The sequence below is a fragment of the Enterococcus sp. AZ129 genome (assembly GCF_051714505.1).
Classification (GTDB): Bacteria; Bacillota; Bacilli; order Lactobacillales; family Enterococcaceae; genus Enterococcus; species Enterococcus faecalis.
Genome location: NZ_JBIORY010000002.1, coordinates 66,824 through 83,793, shown reverse-complemented (window position 1 = coordinate 83,793; position 16,970 = coordinate 66,824). Strand labels below are relative to the sequence as shown.

At 31.2% G+C, this 16,970-nt stretch carries 16 protein-coding genes and 3 pseudogenes; 6 read left to right on the top strand and 13 right to left on the bottom strand.

Annotated elements, in window-relative coordinates; translation table 11 throughout:
* The first annotated feature begins 679 nt into the window (after positions 1 to 679).
* The gene (locus tag IGJ90_RS14355; RefSeq protein ID WP_181034000.1) at positions 680 to 1,237 is read left to right on the top strand and encodes a DUF805 domain-containing protein; all 558 of its coding nucleotides are present in this window, start codon (positions 680 to 682) and stop codon (positions 1,235 to 1,237) included.
* A 1,028-nt stretch (positions 1,238 to 2,265) separates the two neighbouring features.
* On the opposite strand, the gene IGJ90_RS14350 is transcribed toward IGJ90_RS14355, so the two are convergent.
* The 4 genes from IGJ90_RS14350 to IGJ90_RS14335 all read right to left on the bottom strand — a co-directional run bounded on the left by IGJ90_RS14350 (position 2,266) and on the right by IGJ90_RS14335 (position 4,087).
* Positions 2,266 to 2,865, bottom strand: coding sequence for a tyrosine-type recombinase/integrase (locus tag IGJ90_RS14350; protein WP_192411281.1), 600 nt, complete (start codon positions 2,863 to 2,865; stop codon positions 2,266 to 2,268).
* A gap of 131 nt (positions 2,866 to 2,996) precedes the next feature.
* The gene (locus IGJ90_RS14345; protein WP_010818055.1) at positions 2,997 to 3,203 is read right to left on the bottom strand and encodes a hypothetical protein; all 207 of its coding nucleotides are present in this window, start codon (positions 3,201 to 3,203) and stop codon (positions 2,997 to 2,999) included.
* A gap of 1 nt (position 3,204) precedes the next feature.
* Positions 3,205 to 3,489 (bottom strand): hypothetical protein, encoded by a 285-nt coding sequence (locus IGJ90_RS14340; RefSeq protein WP_289867765.1) that lies wholly within the window; start codon positions 3,487 to 3,489, stop codon positions 3,205 to 3,207.
* Between the two features lie 13 nt (positions 3,490 to 3,502).
* A complete protein-coding gene (locus tag IGJ90_RS14335; RefSeq protein WP_033659946.1) occupies positions 3,503 to 4,087 on the bottom strand; it encodes a recombinase family protein in 585 nt (194 codons plus the stop codon).
* Between the two features lie 264 nt (positions 4,088 to 4,351).
* Here IGJ90_RS14335 and mazE point away from each other — a divergent pair, with 264 nt between their 5' ends.
* A complete protein-coding gene (gene mazE / locus IGJ90_RS14330; protein WP_192411351.1) occupies positions 4,352 to 4,573 on the top strand; it encodes a type II toxin-antitoxin system PemI/MazE family antitoxin in 222 nt (73 codons plus the stop codon).
* Between the two features lie 2 nt (positions 4,574 to 4,575).
* Positions 4,576 to 4,932: a type II toxin-antitoxin system PemK/MazF family toxin gene (locus IGJ90_RS14325; protein ID WP_192411352.1), complete on the top strand. Its 357-nt coding sequence runs from the start codon at positions 4,576 to 4,578 to the stop codon at positions 4,930 to 4,932.
* A 196-nt stretch (positions 4,933 to 5,128) separates the two neighbouring features.
* Here IGJ90_RS14325 and IGJ90_RS14320 read toward each other — a convergent pair.
* A pseudogene (locus tag IGJ90_RS14320) lies at positions 5,129 to 5,379 on the bottom strand (hypothetical protein).
* 271 nt (positions 5,380 to 5,650) lie between these two features.
* On the opposite strand from IGJ90_RS14320, the pseudogene IGJ90_RS14315 reads away from it, so the two are divergent.
* The 3 genes and pseudogenes from IGJ90_RS14315 to IGJ90_RS14305 all read left to right on the top strand — a co-directional run.
* A pseudogene (locus IGJ90_RS14315) lies at positions 5,651 to 6,305 on the top strand (IS21 family transposase); the annotation flags it as partial.
* Positions 6,300 to 6,766, top strand: a pseudogene (istB, locus tag IGJ90_RS14310) (IS21-like element helper ATPase IstB); the annotation flags it as partial. The pseudogenes IGJ90_RS14315 and istB, both read left to right, overlap by 6 nt.
* Positions 6,767 to 7,410: 644 nt before the next feature.
* Positions 7,411 to 7,851: a TIR domain-containing protein gene (locus IGJ90_RS14305; RefSeq protein ID WP_438768427.1), complete on the top strand. Its 441-nt coding sequence runs from the start codon at positions 7,411 to 7,413 to the stop codon at positions 7,849 to 7,851.
* 513 nt (positions 7,852 to 8,364) lie between these two features.
* Here IGJ90_RS14305 and IGJ90_RS14300 read toward each other — a convergent pair.
* From IGJ90_RS14300 to IGJ90_RS14265, 8 genes are all read right to left on the bottom strand, one after another.
* Positions 8,365 to 8,679: a hypothetical protein gene (locus tag IGJ90_RS14300; protein ID WP_438768425.1), complete on the bottom strand. Its 315-nt coding sequence runs from the start codon at positions 8,677 to 8,679 to the stop codon at positions 8,365 to 8,367.
* A gap of 10 nt (positions 8,680 to 8,689) precedes the next feature.
* The gene (locus IGJ90_RS14295; protein WP_192411353.1) at positions 8,690 to 9,016 is read right to left on the bottom strand and encodes a hypothetical protein; all 327 of its coding nucleotides are present in this window, start codon (positions 9,014 to 9,016) and stop codon (positions 8,690 to 8,692) included.
* A 201-nt stretch (positions 9,017 to 9,217) separates the two neighbouring features.
* Positions 9,218 to 11,884 (bottom strand): MucBP domain-containing protein, encoded by a 2,667-nt coding sequence (locus tag IGJ90_RS14290; RefSeq protein ID WP_438768423.1) that lies wholly within the window; start codon positions 11,882 to 11,884, stop codon positions 9,218 to 9,220.
* A gap of 123 nt (positions 11,885 to 12,007) precedes the next feature.
* Positions 12,008 to 12,217 carry a hypothetical protein gene (locus IGJ90_RS14285; RefSeq protein WP_438768394.1) on the bottom strand — a complete coding sequence of 70 codons (210 nt, stop codon included), beginning with the start codon at positions 12,215 to 12,217 and terminating at the stop codon, positions 12,008 to 12,010.
* Complete coding sequence (locus IGJ90_RS14280; protein ID WP_438768392.1) at positions 12,217 to 12,603, bottom strand: LPXTG cell wall anchor domain-containing protein; 387 nt, start codon at positions 12,601 to 12,603, stop codon at positions 12,217 to 12,219. Before IGJ90_RS14280 ends, IGJ90_RS14285 begins: the two co-directional genes overlap by 1 nt.
* Positions 12,604 to 12,605: 2 nt before the next feature.
* The gene (locus tag IGJ90_RS14275; RefSeq protein WP_438768390.1) at positions 12,606 to 13,634 is read right to left on the bottom strand and encodes a DUF916 and DUF3324 domain-containing protein; all 1,029 of its coding nucleotides are present in this window, start codon (positions 13,632 to 13,634) and stop codon (positions 12,606 to 12,608) included.
* A gap of 377 nt (positions 13,635 to 14,011) precedes the next feature.
* Positions 14,012 to 14,728, bottom strand: a complete 717-nt coding sequence (locus tag IGJ90_RS14270) for a WxL domain-containing protein (RefSeq protein ID WP_438768388.1) — start codon at positions 14,726 to 14,728, stop codon at positions 14,012 to 14,014.
* Between the two features lie 744 nt (positions 14,729 to 15,472).
* A complete protein-coding gene (locus tag IGJ90_RS14265; protein WP_438768421.1) occupies positions 15,473 to 16,627 on the bottom strand; it encodes a WxL domain-containing protein in 1,155 nt (384 codons plus the stop codon).
* Between the last annotated feature and the right edge of the window lie 343 nt (positions 16,628 to 16,970).

Sequence of the window (16,970 nt, the reverse complement as noted above, 5' to 3'; positions counted from 1 at the left end):
TCATTATATTTATCATTTATTGAAATAGAATCAAAATTTTGTTAAATTCTCTTAGTAAATAAATTTAAGGAGGGATAATATGGACACTGTTCGCATTATTTTAAGCTTCATTGGTTTTTTTAGTAGCATTCTACTTTTATTTACATTTAAAGAAAGCTGGAAAGACTTAACTACTATGCAAAAAATCAATATTATAGTACTTGTTTGTTGTATATGTTTACCTTTTACCATAGAGTTTTTCCCAAAATTCTAAAACAACTACATTTACTTACACTATACGCCCTTGTATCTGTTATACAGAGGCGTTTTTTCAACAGACGTAGATGTTTCATTTATACTTAAACTTTCACTAATTTTAGTTGAACTTATTTGGGTAGTTTCTTACGTCTCTTTCATTGTTTTTTTCTATCTTTAGGAAAAATTATACAAAAAAACTAAAACAATTTCTAACTTGTCATTATAAACAACTTTTTTTCGATTTGTAAATTGAAATTAAATATTACACACCAGTCTTTTGGGTGGATATTCTTATTGCTGTTATTTTTCATATTCTATATATTTTTAAGTATACTTATATAATGAAAAATAGAATTACAACCCTTTTAAAAAATGTTGCACCTCATAATACAATATAGTGAAATCTTTTTTGATAAAATATCTAATTTCAGGAGGGATTATTTTGACTAAAATTGAACAAAAAGGTAAAGTATCTTTTAAACAAGCAATCAAAGACTTTTTTTTAGGGTATTTCGATTTTAAAGGACAAACAACACGTGCAGGTTATTGGTGGGTTATACTTGCATTTATTCTATTAACTATAATAACTTTAATTTTAGGAATGTTTTTCTTTTTTTCAATGTTTGTTTCTTCTTCTGCGGAGGCTTTAAAACGGCTGCTAATTGTAGTCTCTATCTTTATCTTATTCATAATTATTCCAAGCTTAGCCTTAAATGTCCGTCGAATTCGTGATGTCGGTTTGACAGGTTGGGGAACTCTTTGTCTGTATCTTTTAGCTTTTATACTTTTTATGGCTCAAGGAACTTATAGCTATGTTTATAATTTTGATTTCATAGAAGGAAGCAAAGAAAATATTACATTAGGAAACAATATTCTAGTTACATTTTTAGATTTTACTATCAATATTCTTATGCTTCTATTAACCATTTTCCCTACAAATATGCTGACTACGAAAAGCGAAAATAAAATTTTACGTTTCTTTTTCCGATTGGCAGAATAAAAGCTCTTAAAATGGAACTTTGCTTCTAATTTAAACATGTTATACTTTGTCTATTCAAAAATGCATCATTAATACTCCACAAAAACACTAGGTTTTATTCATTTACCTAGTGTTTTTTTATATTAATATTCAGAAAAAAATAGTTTATAATAACCATTTTTATTTACTAAAAAAGAACTAAGTTACTTATCAAAAATAACCTAGTTCTTTTTGTATAATAAATTATTTAAAAATGAGATCCCCTATTATCTAGTATTAGTTTTTAACTAGAACTCAAAATACAATACTACTTTTCATGCACAAAAACTAGAGGTAAGAGTTAAAAAGTTTACAAATTATAAGCCTCTAGTATTCTAGCATGAATTAAGAATGTAAGAAATCTTGTTACCAAGAATTTTATCATCCCTATTTACAAGTATTCAACCTTTTTTATGAATAGTTTCCTATAGATTCTAACTTTTTTAACACCCTATCTCTAAAAAATAATATCGACTATTTTAATTCTTTCTTTAACAAAAAAACTATTGATTTTTGTTGAAAAACCTTTTATATTTTTTTTAGGTTGAACACATAGTGAATTAGTCATTCAAGAGCTAATTCACTCTTTTGTTTTTTTCCATTCAAAATAAAATTTAACACTATTTTGGAGGTAACAAATGTCCGATTTCATATACATTTTTTCAAGTTTTATAAGCTTTTTCAGTAGCATTTTATTACTCTTTAGTTTTAAAACTGAGCGAAAAAAATTAACAACGCTTCAAAAAGTAAGCATTATTATACTGGTTTTCTCAATTTGGCTCCCTTTTTTCACTGGTTTTCTTTCAAACATAAAGTAAAAAATATGTTTTATTTTTACTCATAACAGTTCATTTGTTTAGTTCAAAGTCCTGTAAACTGTTACTATTTTTTTAAGACTCTATTATTCATAAAAAACAAAAAAATTGTGATATACATTCATAGAACCACAAAGCAGAAGAATAAAAATTGTAAATATGGTTTTTATTCTTCTGTTTTGTACTTTTATATTTTTATAAGTTTAAACTCATAACAGCTATATCTTTATCTTCTTGTGTAATCCCTATATACCTTAATGTATCTCTTTGGGAAGAATGATTTAATAAATCCTGAATAATTTCTATAGGTACTTTGTTTTTATATAAAAAATAACCAAATGTCTTTCTCATAGAGTGACTACCTATATTTGAGATTCCATTTTCACTTGCTGCACGGTTTAAAATGGCCCATAATGTTTGACGATTCATTGGTCTATCTATCCCTTTTCCACTAGGAAAAAGATAATGCTCTAACTCATCATTATTTACATATTCTGTAAAATTTTTATTGATATAAATCTCAAGTTCTTCTCGTAATTGGTCTGATAATATAACAGAATTGTACTTCCCTGTTTTTTGTTCTTTTAAAGACAATCTATTCTTAATCACTATTTTATTTTCTTCTATCATTGCTACATCTGATAATTTTAGATTTCTCAAATCCGAAATACGATAGGCTGTATTAATTCCCATAGAAAATATAAGCACATTTCGCTCACCATATCTCCCTTTACGCAAACTTTTTTTCATTTTATTTATTGACCGTTTATCTTTTAGAGGAACTACTGTATTCACTGTTCACACTTCTTTCATGTTTTTATATTTATCATAAAAAGAATTCAAATGTACCTCTTCTTTTTATTTCCAATAAAAACCATCATGAATTATCTACTTTGATCTAATTCATGATGGTTTTTAAAAGTGTTTTAATTCTTTCCTGCACCTATTTCTATATAAGAACCATTGCTTAATTTATATTCTTTTTTACAGCTACTACACTTAAAATGATTATATTTTCCCAACTCTCTTCTAGCCAATTGGCCACAATCACAAGCAACATAAGCAACTACATTTGTCTTATTCCACGTAGTAATTTCTATTCCCCAGTGATCATATTTTTTTCGAACAACCATCTTAAATCTCTCCGTTTCTAAAACTATATCTTACAACCATTTCTCTATATTCTTGTTTTGTTTTAGGTCGCACTCGTAATACTTCTTCGGCCAACTCTAATAATAGTTTTTCCACTTTTACTGACATCGTATCAAAAATAACCATTGGCTTTTTTTCTTTTTCGACGCGTTTTTTGTATCTTTGATAATTTGCAGAATAGAGTCGACCATTTGACATTTTTTCTATTCCATATCCTGAAATCAAAGGATTTTCCAACAATTGAATGATTTTCTTTCTATTCTCCATAATATCTGAAAAACTAGTGAACATTTGTTTTTCCATTTTTTTCCTCCATTTTATCTAAATAGCGATAAATCGTTGTTCGAGAAACATTCCAACGTTCGGCAATGGTTTTTATCGGTGTTCCACTATCAACTAGAGTCTTTAGTAATTCTAAGTCTTGTGCTTTTAATTTTTCAGGACGACCTCCAAATCGCCCTCTTGCTCTAGCTGCCGCTCGTCCTGCCGCAGATCTTTCTAAAATTAGATTTCGTTCAAATTCCGCAAATGCTGCAAACAAATGGAACATAAGCTGTCCAGTAGAACTTGATTTATCCATTGTTATATTTTCTTGAACACTATGAAAACTAACACCTCGTTCATTCAAGCGATTGACGATTGAAATCAAGTCTTCCATATTTCTGCCTAGACGATCTAAACGCCAAACGACAAGTGTATCTCCAGATCGTACAAAATCAATGGCTGTTTCTAATCCTGGCCGATTACTTTTTGCACCACTCATATGATCTGAAAAAATTTTTTCGCATCCGAATTTATTTAAGCTATCTTCTTGTAAATCCAAATTTTGTAAACCAGTAGACACCCGGGCGTATCCTATTTTCAAAAAAATCACTCCTTTACAAAATCTATTGTAACATAACTTTAATCAACTAGTATATTTGAACATAGATTTTGATATGAGTTTATGAACACGAAAAGGAGTTAAAAATTTAAAAACTAGATAAAAAAATACTGTGTACAGAAACGCTGATTTTATGAACATTTTCTGCTTGATTATTTTTCATAAGAACAACTACATAAATGAATACATTGTATTTACTTGCAACTTATATTATAATAGTAATAAATTAAATAGAGGAGTTTTTTCATGAAAACTAGACGACAAGGAAATGCAATTGTTTTAACTGTTCCAACTAAGTTCGGAATTAATGAAAATGTTGACTACTTGGCTGTTAAAGGAGACGATGATTCAATCACGTTTATCAAAAAACGAGCAAATATTTTTGATGCAGCAGCTGCTGCAGGTAAAAAAATCGATGCAAGTTCAGGATTCCCAGATGATAAACCCATTGGAAAGGAAATTCTTTAAAAATGGATAAACCTAAAGAATTTCCTAAACAAGGGGATATTATAACTATAAATTTCAACCCTAGTGCAGGACGAGAAATTCAAAAAAGACGACCAGCTCTAGTTGTAAGCACCGATAACTATAATCTAGTTACTGGATTAGTAGCTGTTTGCTCAATCACAAGCACAAAAAAAGAACATTTTATTCCACTAAATGAAAATCATCAGATAAAAGGTTATGTCAACTCTTTACAATTAAAAACTTTAGACTATAAAGCACGTCACTGGAAAAAAATAGAAAAAGCAACATTATCAGAACTTGGACAGGTAGCACAAACAATAAACATGATTTTTAGCTTTGATACTTTATTGGGAGAATAAAAAGCTCATCCTGCTACATAGAGTGTGTTTTTCTCATTACTTATTTATCGCAAAAAAGATTAGATATATTTTCACTTAAATATCATAGATTATGTCAAATAAAATAAAAATTTATTCCATTTAAAAAGAAAAATGACAAAACAACAAAAAAAGAGTACACAGAAAATCATCTACTTTCTGTGTACTTTTTTTATTTTTACATATATTGTTCTACCTGATCAATTTCTTTTTGTAATTTTTTTTATCGTACTTGTCATACTTACCAGCTTCATGTACAATCTTTTTAATTTCATGCATCGCTCTTTTTTCAACCAACCATTTTTTCATGCTATGTTTTTTGCCATCTTCATTTAAAGAATCTAATTCTTCTAAATTTGAATCCAATTTATTCAAAACCTCTACAATTTTCACCAATGCTTTTGCTTCTTTTTCTTCATAGTTTGCCATAATAAATAACACTACTTAAGTATTAATACTTTAAGTTTACTCTTCAAATAGTTTATTTTCAAATAAAAACACCTCTACTCAAATGACTTCATAACATGTTTCTATAAATGTTTTAAGGCTATCAGCATCCATTATATAATCCTATAATTAGTTATAAAAAAATAAAATAGAATAACAAATATTAATTATGTAAATGGCCAAATAAAAATGTAGGTTTATGCGTCATCTGGTACGCTTTCCTTGTGTTATTTTATTCAAGGAGGAAAGTGTATTGAGAAAAGATATTTATGAAAGAGTGTTACCTTTCATTATGACTCATACGAAACCTAATTATGCTGCTAGCTAAACAATACAATTGCGATTATCGTACAGTAAAACGTTATTATGAAGCTGGAATAAGCAATAAATTACCTTTACTTGCTCAAAAGAATAAAAACAAAAAAACTTTGGTTAGTGATTTTGAAGATATTATCGCTGACAAATTAGCTTTAGGTTGTTCTTCTTCTGCTATTTATCATTTTATTTCTAAACGTGGCTATCGTGGAAGTGCACGAACACTGAGAAGATATTGTCGCAATATCGAAGCAGATAAAATACAAAAAGCAACGATTCGTGTTGAAACAACTCCTGGTTTATCTGCTCAAGTTGATTGGAAAGAAGACCACAAATTAGTCAATAAATTCGGCGAAGTTATTTCTTGTAATATCTTCCTTTACGTTTTAGGATATTCCAGAATTAAGTATTTAGAACTAACTTTTGATCGTTCTCAAACTACTTTATTTCGTTGCTTAACCAATGCTTTTCAATACACCGGAGGTGTTCCTACAGAAATATGGTTTGATAATATGAAAACTGTTGTTGACCGTAGTCGTAGTCAATTTTCTAAAGTTGTTTTTAATGAGCGGTTCCGACAATACGCGATGGATACAAATAATAATATATTGTTTATTGGAAATAGCGGAGTGGGGAAAACTCACTTAGCTATTTCCATTACACTAGAAGCTATAACCAAAGGTTATTCTTGCCATTTTGCTTTAAGCAATGAATTAGTCAATCGACTAAATCTTGCAAATCAACGTGGAAATTTAGATCGATTGTTAAAAAAATATGCTTCTTACGATTTACTAATTATTGATGAAATTGGTTATTTGCCTTTTACCCCTGACGGGGCAAAGTTGTTCTTTCAATTAATTAATCTACGCTATGAAAAAAATCAACCATTATTACAACGAATATTCCTTTGTCTCAATGGGCTGAAACTTTTCAAGATAAAAAATTAACAAATGCACTAATCGATCGATTAGTGCACCACGCTAAGATTATTCAAATTACTGGAAAGTCTTATCGAATTAAAGATTATAAAGAAAAAAAGTTGTCGTATAAGTAACCTTGTTATTTATGGGCCAAAAACCTACATTTTTGAATGGCCATTGACATTAATTATTCAAAAATAAAACAAACTTTACTTTTACAACAAAATTTTTAATCCCGTATGTTTGTGAAATGGCCTACTAAGTAAAGTTGAATTTTTTAAAGAAAGTACTATAATAAAATTATGGTTTATTACTCACTCGTTGTTATCATGTTAATCTTATAGCCAAATAAGATTATTACTCGTCGTTTTTTATTAATTACCCATTGATTTCTTAGTAGTAGTTATTACAAATTATCCACATTCTCATGCTAGTTACCTCACTTTTAGCTTGATTTTTGTTACAACTTTTACTAAGAACTCAACTAGAAGCTTAACTACTAAACAGAGTAGTTAAGTTTCTTTTTTTATTTCATCAAAAAACAACAAAAAATTCTTATAAATTGAGGATCGTGGAGTGTAACTGTAAAGAATTTTTTGTTGCTATACATTTATTAAAAAGTTGTCTTTAGAAATCTTTGATTTCTAAAGACAGGTGGTAAAACTGTTGATTATCCTCTAGATTTAGTGATGGTAAAGAATTAAAAGACGAGTTAATTGAGTTATTCGACTCATCAACCGAGGTCATTAACAGATCGGAAGAAGTGAATAGACGTGAGATGAGAGAAGACACTATTCAAGAATATTTATATGAAAAATTAAAAAACACTTCTGTTACTATAGTTATCTTAACCCCAGAAGCTGTAGACTATAGAAAAAACTTATGTGTGGAATACGACGACTGGTTATATGATGAATTAAGATACACACTAGAAGATAGAATTAGTAATAGAACTAATGGTGTTATTGCGCTCTACACTAATGATAGTAAGTCCTTAATTTTGAAGAGTAGTTCTCATACTTGTAACAAGTGCAATGAAACCAGAACTTGTCGAACCTTGCTAAATTTTGACAATTTAGCAAGGAAAAATATGTTGAATGTAAAAGAGAAGTACAAAGCAAATAAATGTGATAATTTTTATGATGACGATAAAGATTCTTATGTTTCGTTAGTTCATTTTGATGATTTTAAAAAAGAGTATGAAAGTATATCAATTTAGCAAAAGAAAAAAGAGATCGTAAAGAAGAATTTAAACTTGTTAAACGGATGTAAATTATAAAAATTTTGATAACATATAGAAATAATAAAGGTATATTCAACTAGCATCAATACTGGTTCAAATTGGGGCAAGTACCATCAGTAAACATCTAATTTTTTTCATTTCAATCCATATCATAAACAACTATAATAATATGGATTGAAATGTGCTTAATTGATAGTAATTTATGTTTTTAAATATTAGGTTGGATTTCTTAGCTCAGAACGATGTAAACAAGATCAGTGAATTAGATATTGTATAAATGTTCATTCAACCTAGCAAACGAACAAAACTCACAAAAATATGTATACTTGTTAAGTATAATCTTAACATTCGTATTTTCTCACCCACTTTGCATAAATTTATTTTATGTTAGTTGGATTATTTTTTGTAATAAAACATTCCATCCTTCTACTTCCGAAAATTATTTATATTGCTACATGAAATAACATCGTATTTTCTTTATCAAAATATTTATACATTAATTGTTATGTTAGTCACATTATAAATTTGTTTTCTACATACATAGTAAGACATGTGGTTAGCTATTGGTAATGGTTTCTTTGCATTGAGACATCTTTGTATCTCATTTAGCAGTTCTTTTTCTGCAAGATCTAAACATGTTGAAACTAACTCAGTTTTTATAAGAATATTACTTATATTAGGAAAAAAGCCGTACACTAAATCATCATCAAATACTATAATAAATGGATATTTTTTTATCATTGAAACTCCTTTATATACATTCATAATTGCTAAAATTGTCAATATTTTAATAGTTATTCCCATATATTTTTATTTAAAATGTAATTTCTTTTTTTTGACGCCAGCTATTCAAATAAGAAACGGAAACACCATAATAATCCGCAATCTCATTTAGAGTAAATCCTACTTTACGTAAGCGCATATACTCTTCTTGGCTCATCCTACGAATTTTTCGTTTATCGGAAGTTAATTTTCTTAATTCTTCACTACAAATCATAATTTTGTTATACAATTCACTGGTTTCATCTCTATGCCATTCATCATCTAATGCCATCAAATACAATAATTCTGTTCGTTTTTCTTTTATTTTCTTCTTATCTTGCATAATTTTTTCATCTTGTATTTTTTGACCATTAATCATGATACTATTTCACTCCAAACTATAATATTTCACTTTCTATTTTATCAAATACACAAAAACATGATTCTATTAAATTACTAATACTTATATAAAGCTAAACAAAAAATATATCTATTATTTAACTAATTTATTATCAGTTACCTATCTTTTTTATATAAAAAACTCCCTCAAAAATTCATTTCTTTTTGAGGGAGCTAATAATTATAGAGTATTTGCTAAATTCCATTCGACATAACCTTCATACCTTCCTGGTTGAATCATTCTTGCCTCAGGAATTTCTAATGAAACATCTCCTAGATTATAGTTATACACGGCATTGTGCGAAACATTGTTCGCAGTCATAATTAGCGTTGGAACATTGGTGATGGTTACATCTGTTTCACCTTGTACTTCATTATTACTACCTATTAAATCCGTGTCTGGATTAAATAGGTCGGTTCCGTTATTAATGTTCTTCATCACAACACCTGTTTTATTCGTGGTTTTGATTGAACTTCCTGGAAGCTCTTTTCCTACATTCCACACAAGTTGTGCATTTAACGTCCATTGATTCTCTTTATTCCGTAAATCCCGAACCCCTACATCAAAGCGATCGGTTTTATTCACTGGAATACTTTGCGGACCTGCATCATTCAATACAGTACTTTCTGTTTGAAATTGTTTTGGTAAATACGCAATGCCATAGTTAGATAACTCCTCCGGCGTTGTTGGTTTGGTATTATCTTCTCCTTCAGACGGAATGTGTATGTCTAATGGTTTATAAGTTAGGGTAATTTCTTTCGCTTCCTCGGTGAATGTTCCTTTTATTCCTTCTGGAATTTTACTCTCATCTAGTTTATACCCAGGAATAGGCGTTTCCATTATCTCTGTTAAATCATACGCTTGATCTTTATAACCTTTAATTATTTGAGGATTTTTGATTGGCTTACCACTTTCATCAACAAAGTTCACTGTAATTTTCGATGTTATATTAGTAAATACAACGTGATCTATTGAATTTGCATACGATGAAGGAGCTGTACCACTACCAGAACGAATCGTCCTCATTTGAAACCTTGTCATTGTTTGTCCCTCAGGGACTTTGTACAATCCGCTATATTTTTTCCAAGCTGTTTTAGGTGTAGTCATTTGTTGTTGCACTGCTAATTGGCCATCAGGCTTTCCTATTTCTACTGCAGCAGTATCTGTCCCATCCGTTCCACGATGATAGACTTCCCAATATAAGGTATCTCCAGGTGTTGTTTTTATATCCTGGTACAATGCAGCATCTCTATCATAATTGAGTTCTGTCCATTGGTTTCCATCTACTGCTGGAATTGGCCAACTTGGCCCTGCTTTTTGTAATTCAATATAAGAACCGGTTGTCTTCCATCCCGGAATACTTGAAAATCCTTGCCAATAATAGCCTCTAGGAGAAAGGTTAGGACTTGAAATTACAGGATCTTCAAAGCTACCATTCACTAGCGAAAGTGGCGCAGCTTTATAATAATAAACAATTTCCTGTGGTTCTTTTGTAAAAGTCCCTGTCGCATTTTCTGGCAAGCGACTTTCGTCTAAAACATAACCGTCTATATTTAATTTATATTCTGGTGTAGTTGCATCATACGATTCGCCAGTATTTCCAAGAATTTCTTTTTCCTCATGAATTTCTTTTCCAGTATCTTCAAATACATATTTCACTTTAACAGAAGCGTCTGACCATTGTGCTTGATATTTTACACTAAATAAATCAGGAACTACATTTGTTGCATCAGTATCACTTCCTTCGCTTACCTTCCAGCCTAAAAATTTACTTCCTTCTTTTGTAGGTATATTTTCTTTTTTAAATTGCTCAAGATTGGATAATTCATTTAGTTTATTAAATTCTTCTGGTGTATAAACAAACTTAGTAAAATATCTTTTTACAGTGCTGTTATCTTCAAATTTACCGCCATTAGCATCTAAACTAGGATTATACCATTTAGATTTATCAAACGCCCAATTGCTTGCTGAAAAAAATTGAGGATCTGTTGCTATTACTAATCCGTAAGGATAACCAGAACTAAAAAAACTAGAGTTATATAAAGAACAAGAAGATAAGTCAAAATCTCGAACATCTAAATAATATAGTGAATTCAGACCATAAAACATCTTATACATGTCTGTTACTTTACTTGTATCAAAACCTCTTAGATTTATACTTCTTGTTGCAACACAACCATTAAACATCTCTCGCATATTTGTTACATTACTCGTATCTAACCCTGATAAATCAATTGTCTTAAGTGAGGGTTTAGCATAAAAAGCTTGAGACAAATTCGTAGATTCCACGCCTACTTTTGTTCCATCTTCTCTTGGTAATACCTTAAAACTCTGCATCACTTTATATCTATCAGGAAAGACCGTTGAATCAATATCCTTTAATTTAGTTGGTTTCCCATCAATTTCATTTGGAACGACAACATGAGCAATATCTCCAGTATATTTTGTAAGCAATACATAGCTTCCTCTATCTTCTGTTTCCCAATCCGCAAGTCGCACTTCTTGATTAGTGGTTGTTCCCGCATCTGTTTCCACTTCCGCATTAGTAGCTCCTTCTGGAGCTTCTTCTTCATTTTCTACAACCGGTGTTTCCTCTAGTGTTACAGGAGTTTCTTCTTTGGGTTGTCCTCCTTCTACTTTTTCACCATTGGTTGCTGGCACCTTTTGCGGTTGTTCTTGTTTTACTTCAGTTGAGTTTGACGGTTCTTCTTGCTTCTCTGCTTTTTCAGCCACTTCTGGCGATGAATTTTCTTGCATCGTTTCGGCAATCACCGTCATAGGCGTCGTTGCTGCATTGGCCAATAAAACTGTTGTCGCGAATAAATACGCATACTTCTTCCTTTTCATCTAAGTTTCTACCTCCTTAACTAGTTAGTTTTCCCAAACAAGCTCTTGCTTTGAAAGTTGCTTCACTAGTTTTTTACATAATAGCGCTGAACAAGTATATATCTATTTCTTCCTACCCGCTCTTTAGCTCAATTGACTATTAATCATAAAGATATACACCGTACTTAACACAATCACTCCTACAGAAGAAAGAAGGACAATGCCATTGACGTATAACCGACTTTTTTTCATAGATTTTGTTAATGTTGCTTTGTAGTCGTTGAAAAAAAGTAAACTATTTACTATCAGTAAAAGGATGCCCACAACCAGTAAACAAATAGGTAAGCTATACATTATTCTTCCACTTCCTTTTCTTTATTTTTTCTAATTATCAATAAACACAAACTACAGCCAAGGAACACGCCACCTAAAATGGAATACATCAGATTTTTTTCTCCATTCGTATGAGGCAAACGTCCAGTTGATGAGCCACCAATAGCTATATTCATTTGTGCATTAGCGTTTGCGTTACTATTAGTATTAGTATGAATCGTCGAATTCGAGCCACCAGTTCCACCTGAAGACTCTCCTCCTGGCAATTTATCTGGCCCAATAGGACGAGCTAATTGAACCGTTACGCCCGTTTGGGCGACATCCGTACTTGGTTGTTCTGCCGCATACACTACGCTTCCCATCAGTAACGTGCTACATAACAATCCTCCGATTAGCCATTTCTTCATGCTTATTCCGCCTCTCTTTGTTTTCTTCGTACAACGATATAAATTGTGCCTCCAACACTAATAATGACTAAAGCATATACGCCATAAGTAACCCATTTTGGAATATAGACTTTAAAGACCGATTTAGTATTGATTTCTTTGGCTTTCTCATCGGTAATTTCAAATTCTCTTTCAAATTTCCAGGTTTTTCCTCCGGCATCCACACTCCCTACAAAGACATATTTTCCTGGTTTTAACTCTTCTTTTTTCCAGTCAAATTGGAACGGATACACAGAGTATGGCGCAATATTCACATTTTTCTTTTCTTCTTTTTTGATGACTTCTCCTGAAGCTTTCGGTTTAATTTCTCCTTTGACCGTCGCATCAGGGAAAATATACGGATTCGGGTTTAAAATGTCCGCTTGGACAATCTTTTTCCCATCGGATAATTTCGCTCCTACGGTATCTAGTTCTACCGAATTATTTTTCTTTGGTTCTACCGTATCTTCATTGGTTAACACTAACCCAATCGTATACGTATAGATATTGCCTAAGCTAAGTGCCTGTTTCTCCTTTTCCACCGTTTGTTTTTCTGAAACGACAATACCACCAACAACGACACCTGACATTGTCTTTTCCGGCATTTGAATATCAATCGCTGTTTCTACACTACTTTTTGCAGGCACTTGGACTTCTTTTTGGCTAACCTTGGCCATAGAAGTCAAGGGATCTTTTAAAGACGCATGGTCTTTGATTTTCCCCGTATAATCAACGGCACCATTGGAATTAGTATTCGCATTGGTTAGCTTTACTTCGAGTGTTTTTTCTTTATCCGAATCATTGGTTAGTTTTACCTTTACTTGATCTTTTTCACCTGGATTCTCTTTTAAGTAGAAATAACTCACCGTTTTATCCAGTTGATGATCACTCGGGATTCCTTCAATCGTATAGCCGCCGGCTAATTGACTGGAATCTGATTCTTCTGCTTGTGCATGATAGCCTCCTGCGAATAAACTTAAAATACACATACTATATAGTGCCCATTTTTTCACGTTCGCTCTTCCTTTCTTTTTTATTTATCTATATCAACTAAAAGGAAGAAACAAATTGTTCTATCCTTTCAGAGAAAAACTTTGTCAAGGGTATTTTATAAGAAAATACACGGTAAAGATTCTAATAAAAACGACATCTTTATATGGTTATTTCTAAAAAAAGAAATTGACAAAATGATACCAAGATGTAAAATATATAGTTTAAGCTAAAAAACTCATACAATACTCAAAAAAATAAAATCCTTTCAATCATATGACAACTTGCGCATTGATTAGAATCGGATTTTCCTTCTCACCACACTCCATTCATTCAATTATTTCTATGTAAACCAAAAGGAAAGATAATTCTTACCTTTCCTTTTGATAAAAACAACGGATTATTCCACTACATTAGACAATGTCCAGTTGATATTTCCTGAATATGTTCCTGCAGCTACATTTTCAGAAGTTGGAATTACTAATTTAGGATCTTTGAATTGGTAGTTGTACACACCATTCACTGTTTTTCCTTTTTGTGCAGTCAAAATAGTCGTAGGAGCATCTTTTTGAATAGTTAGAGAAGCTGCAGTTGTTGTAACTTCTCCCTCTGTAATTTCGCTAAGATTTCCTTTTCCATCGTTCAATTTTGCATTACCTTCAGAAGCGGTGATTGTTGCACCTTCCATATAACCTTGTGTGTCACCTGTCCACTCTAATTGTGCAGATAATGTCCAGTTACGATCTTTGGCACGTGTTTTATCTTGGACACCTACGTTGTATTTATTGTTTGTATTAGTCGCAGAATTATTAGTTAAAGATACTTCTGTTTGCCCTTTTTCTTGTAATTCAGCTGTACCACTTAATGCTTTTGGCGCATAAGCAATACCGAATAATCCTGTAATTTCTGTCCCTTCATCTGTACCACCTTCATCTGGACCTTTTGGCGGTTCTGGTTTAGTTGGTGTTTGATTCACTGTTAATTCTGCGCTAATTGGTGTTTGTGCAGTTTTTGGATCTCCTTCTGCTGGTTGTGACACCTCCGCAAAGGCACTTGCCGCTCCTAATAAGGTAGTTGAAGCTAACAATGTCGCTCCTAGTAATCGAATGCTTTTCATTTTCTATCCTTCTTCCTTTCAAATAAAATATTTTTTAGGCAAGTGATTTTTATCACTTAACCTTACGGTCATATCTTATACGAAAATAAACAAGTACGATTCTAAACAAAAACATATCCTTATATAAATTTTCACAAAAATAAATATTGACAAAACTCACAAAAAGAGTAAAATGTTTGATTTTATAACCAAGAAAACAATGAAAAATCCACTAAAAAAGCAAAAAAAGAACCCAAAATAAAAAGAACGATAGTTATTTTTACAAAAATCTACAAACTTATTTGTTTTCGTTTTTATTTTTTGTTTCTTTTTCTCTTGCTATTTTTTCAAATTTTAAAATATAGACAAAAATTCTATCTCTTTATCAAATAATATCGGCAAAGTAAAAGAAAAAACACTCTAGCTTTTTTATTTAATTTATAAAGCATATCTTTCCTTAGTTAGATGAATTCTAAATTATATAACTTCAAGAAAACCATAATTATTCCGCTTTAACACTTCATTATTTGGATACTCCAATCAACTATCCAAATAAGAACAAGCCAAAACATGGTGGAATCTGTTTTTAATATTTTTTAGGATTGTAAGGCTGCGTTAATAAGTTCCCTATATAATTTCTTTCTAAACCCTAATAATTTTAATTATTATACAGAATTTCGAGATACCGCTTTTGTGAATCAAAAAGCAACTCTAAAAAATATAAAGCCCGAATTCCTATAATAGAAATTCGGACTCTATATTCTATTACTTAACAGGACCAGAAATATCTTCTCCTTCAAGGTTTGTTACTGAAGATTCTTTTATCCCACTAACCAAATACCAACTGGTACCTCCCCACACATATCTTGATCTTTGTTGGCTATATTCTTGCATATAATTTTTAGCCTGCTGATAAGTTACAAATTTCTGGGGTGAGACTACTTCAATAGTCCCTCCTCCTATTTTTCTAATAAATACTATTCTGTACTTATATTTAAAATAACCTTCAGGAATATCTAATGCTTCATGTTCAGAATTAGTTACCATACTTTCTGGTCCAGGCACTGTATCCAAAGCTCCAAAATGTTCCATCACGTATTGATGTCTAGCCTCTTCTGCTTCTTCATATGAAGAAAATGTCTGAGGAGATAAATATTCATTTACCTTAAAACTATATTGTTTTTCTTCAGAAGGAGCCTCTCCTTCAAGTACATTGGATAAGTTCCAAACTATATTCCCAGTATAAGAGCCTGTAGCTACTCTCTCAGAATTTGGAATTACTAATTTAGGATCTTTGAATTGGTAGTTGTACACACCGTTCACTGTTTTTCCTGTATTAGCTTTCATGATTTCAACTTGAGAATCTTTTGAAATAGTTAAAGTCGCTGCGCTACCTCCAATAGTAACCGCATCTTCAGGAACCGCAGATAAGTTCCCTTTTCCATCGTTTAATTGCACTTTTCCTTCAGTTGCAGTAATTGTCGCTCCATCCATATAACCTTGGTCGTCGCCAGTCCATTCTAACTGCGCTTTAAGTGACCAGTTACGATCTTTTGCACGTGTTTTATCTTGGACACCAACATTATGTTTGTTGGTAGAATTAGAACCAGTATTATTTGCTAAATCAACCGTAGTTATTCCTGTTTCAGACAATTGTTTTTGTCCACTTAACGCTCCTGGCGCATACGCAATACCAAACAATCCTTCAATTTCTGTCCCTTCATCTGTACCACCATCTGGTTCTTTTGGCGGTTCTGGTTTGTCTGGCGTTTGATTGACTGTTAACTTGGTGCTAATTGGTGTTTGATCAGTGTTTGGATTTCCTTCTGTTGGTTGTGACACCTCCGCAAAAGTACTTACTGCTCCTAATAAGGTTGTGGAAGCTAATAATGTCGCTCCTAGTAATCGAATGCTTTTCATTTTCCTTCTTCCTTCTTCCTTTCCAATTAAATTATTTTTTAGATCAAACGATCCTATCATTTAACCTTACAGTCATATCTTATACAAAAACAAACAAGAACAATTCTAAATAAAAATACATCCTTATATCTATTTTCAAAAAAATAAATATTGACAAAACTAATAAAAAGAGTAAAATTTAAATTTCATAACAAAGAAACTACCTAAAAATCCGTCAAAAAGTTCAAAAAGAAACAAATAAAATAAGAACAATAGTTATTTTTCCCTAACTATTCTTTCAAAGCTAAGAATTAATTTATATTTTTTCAATGATTAACATTCATAGCATATTATAAAGTACTAG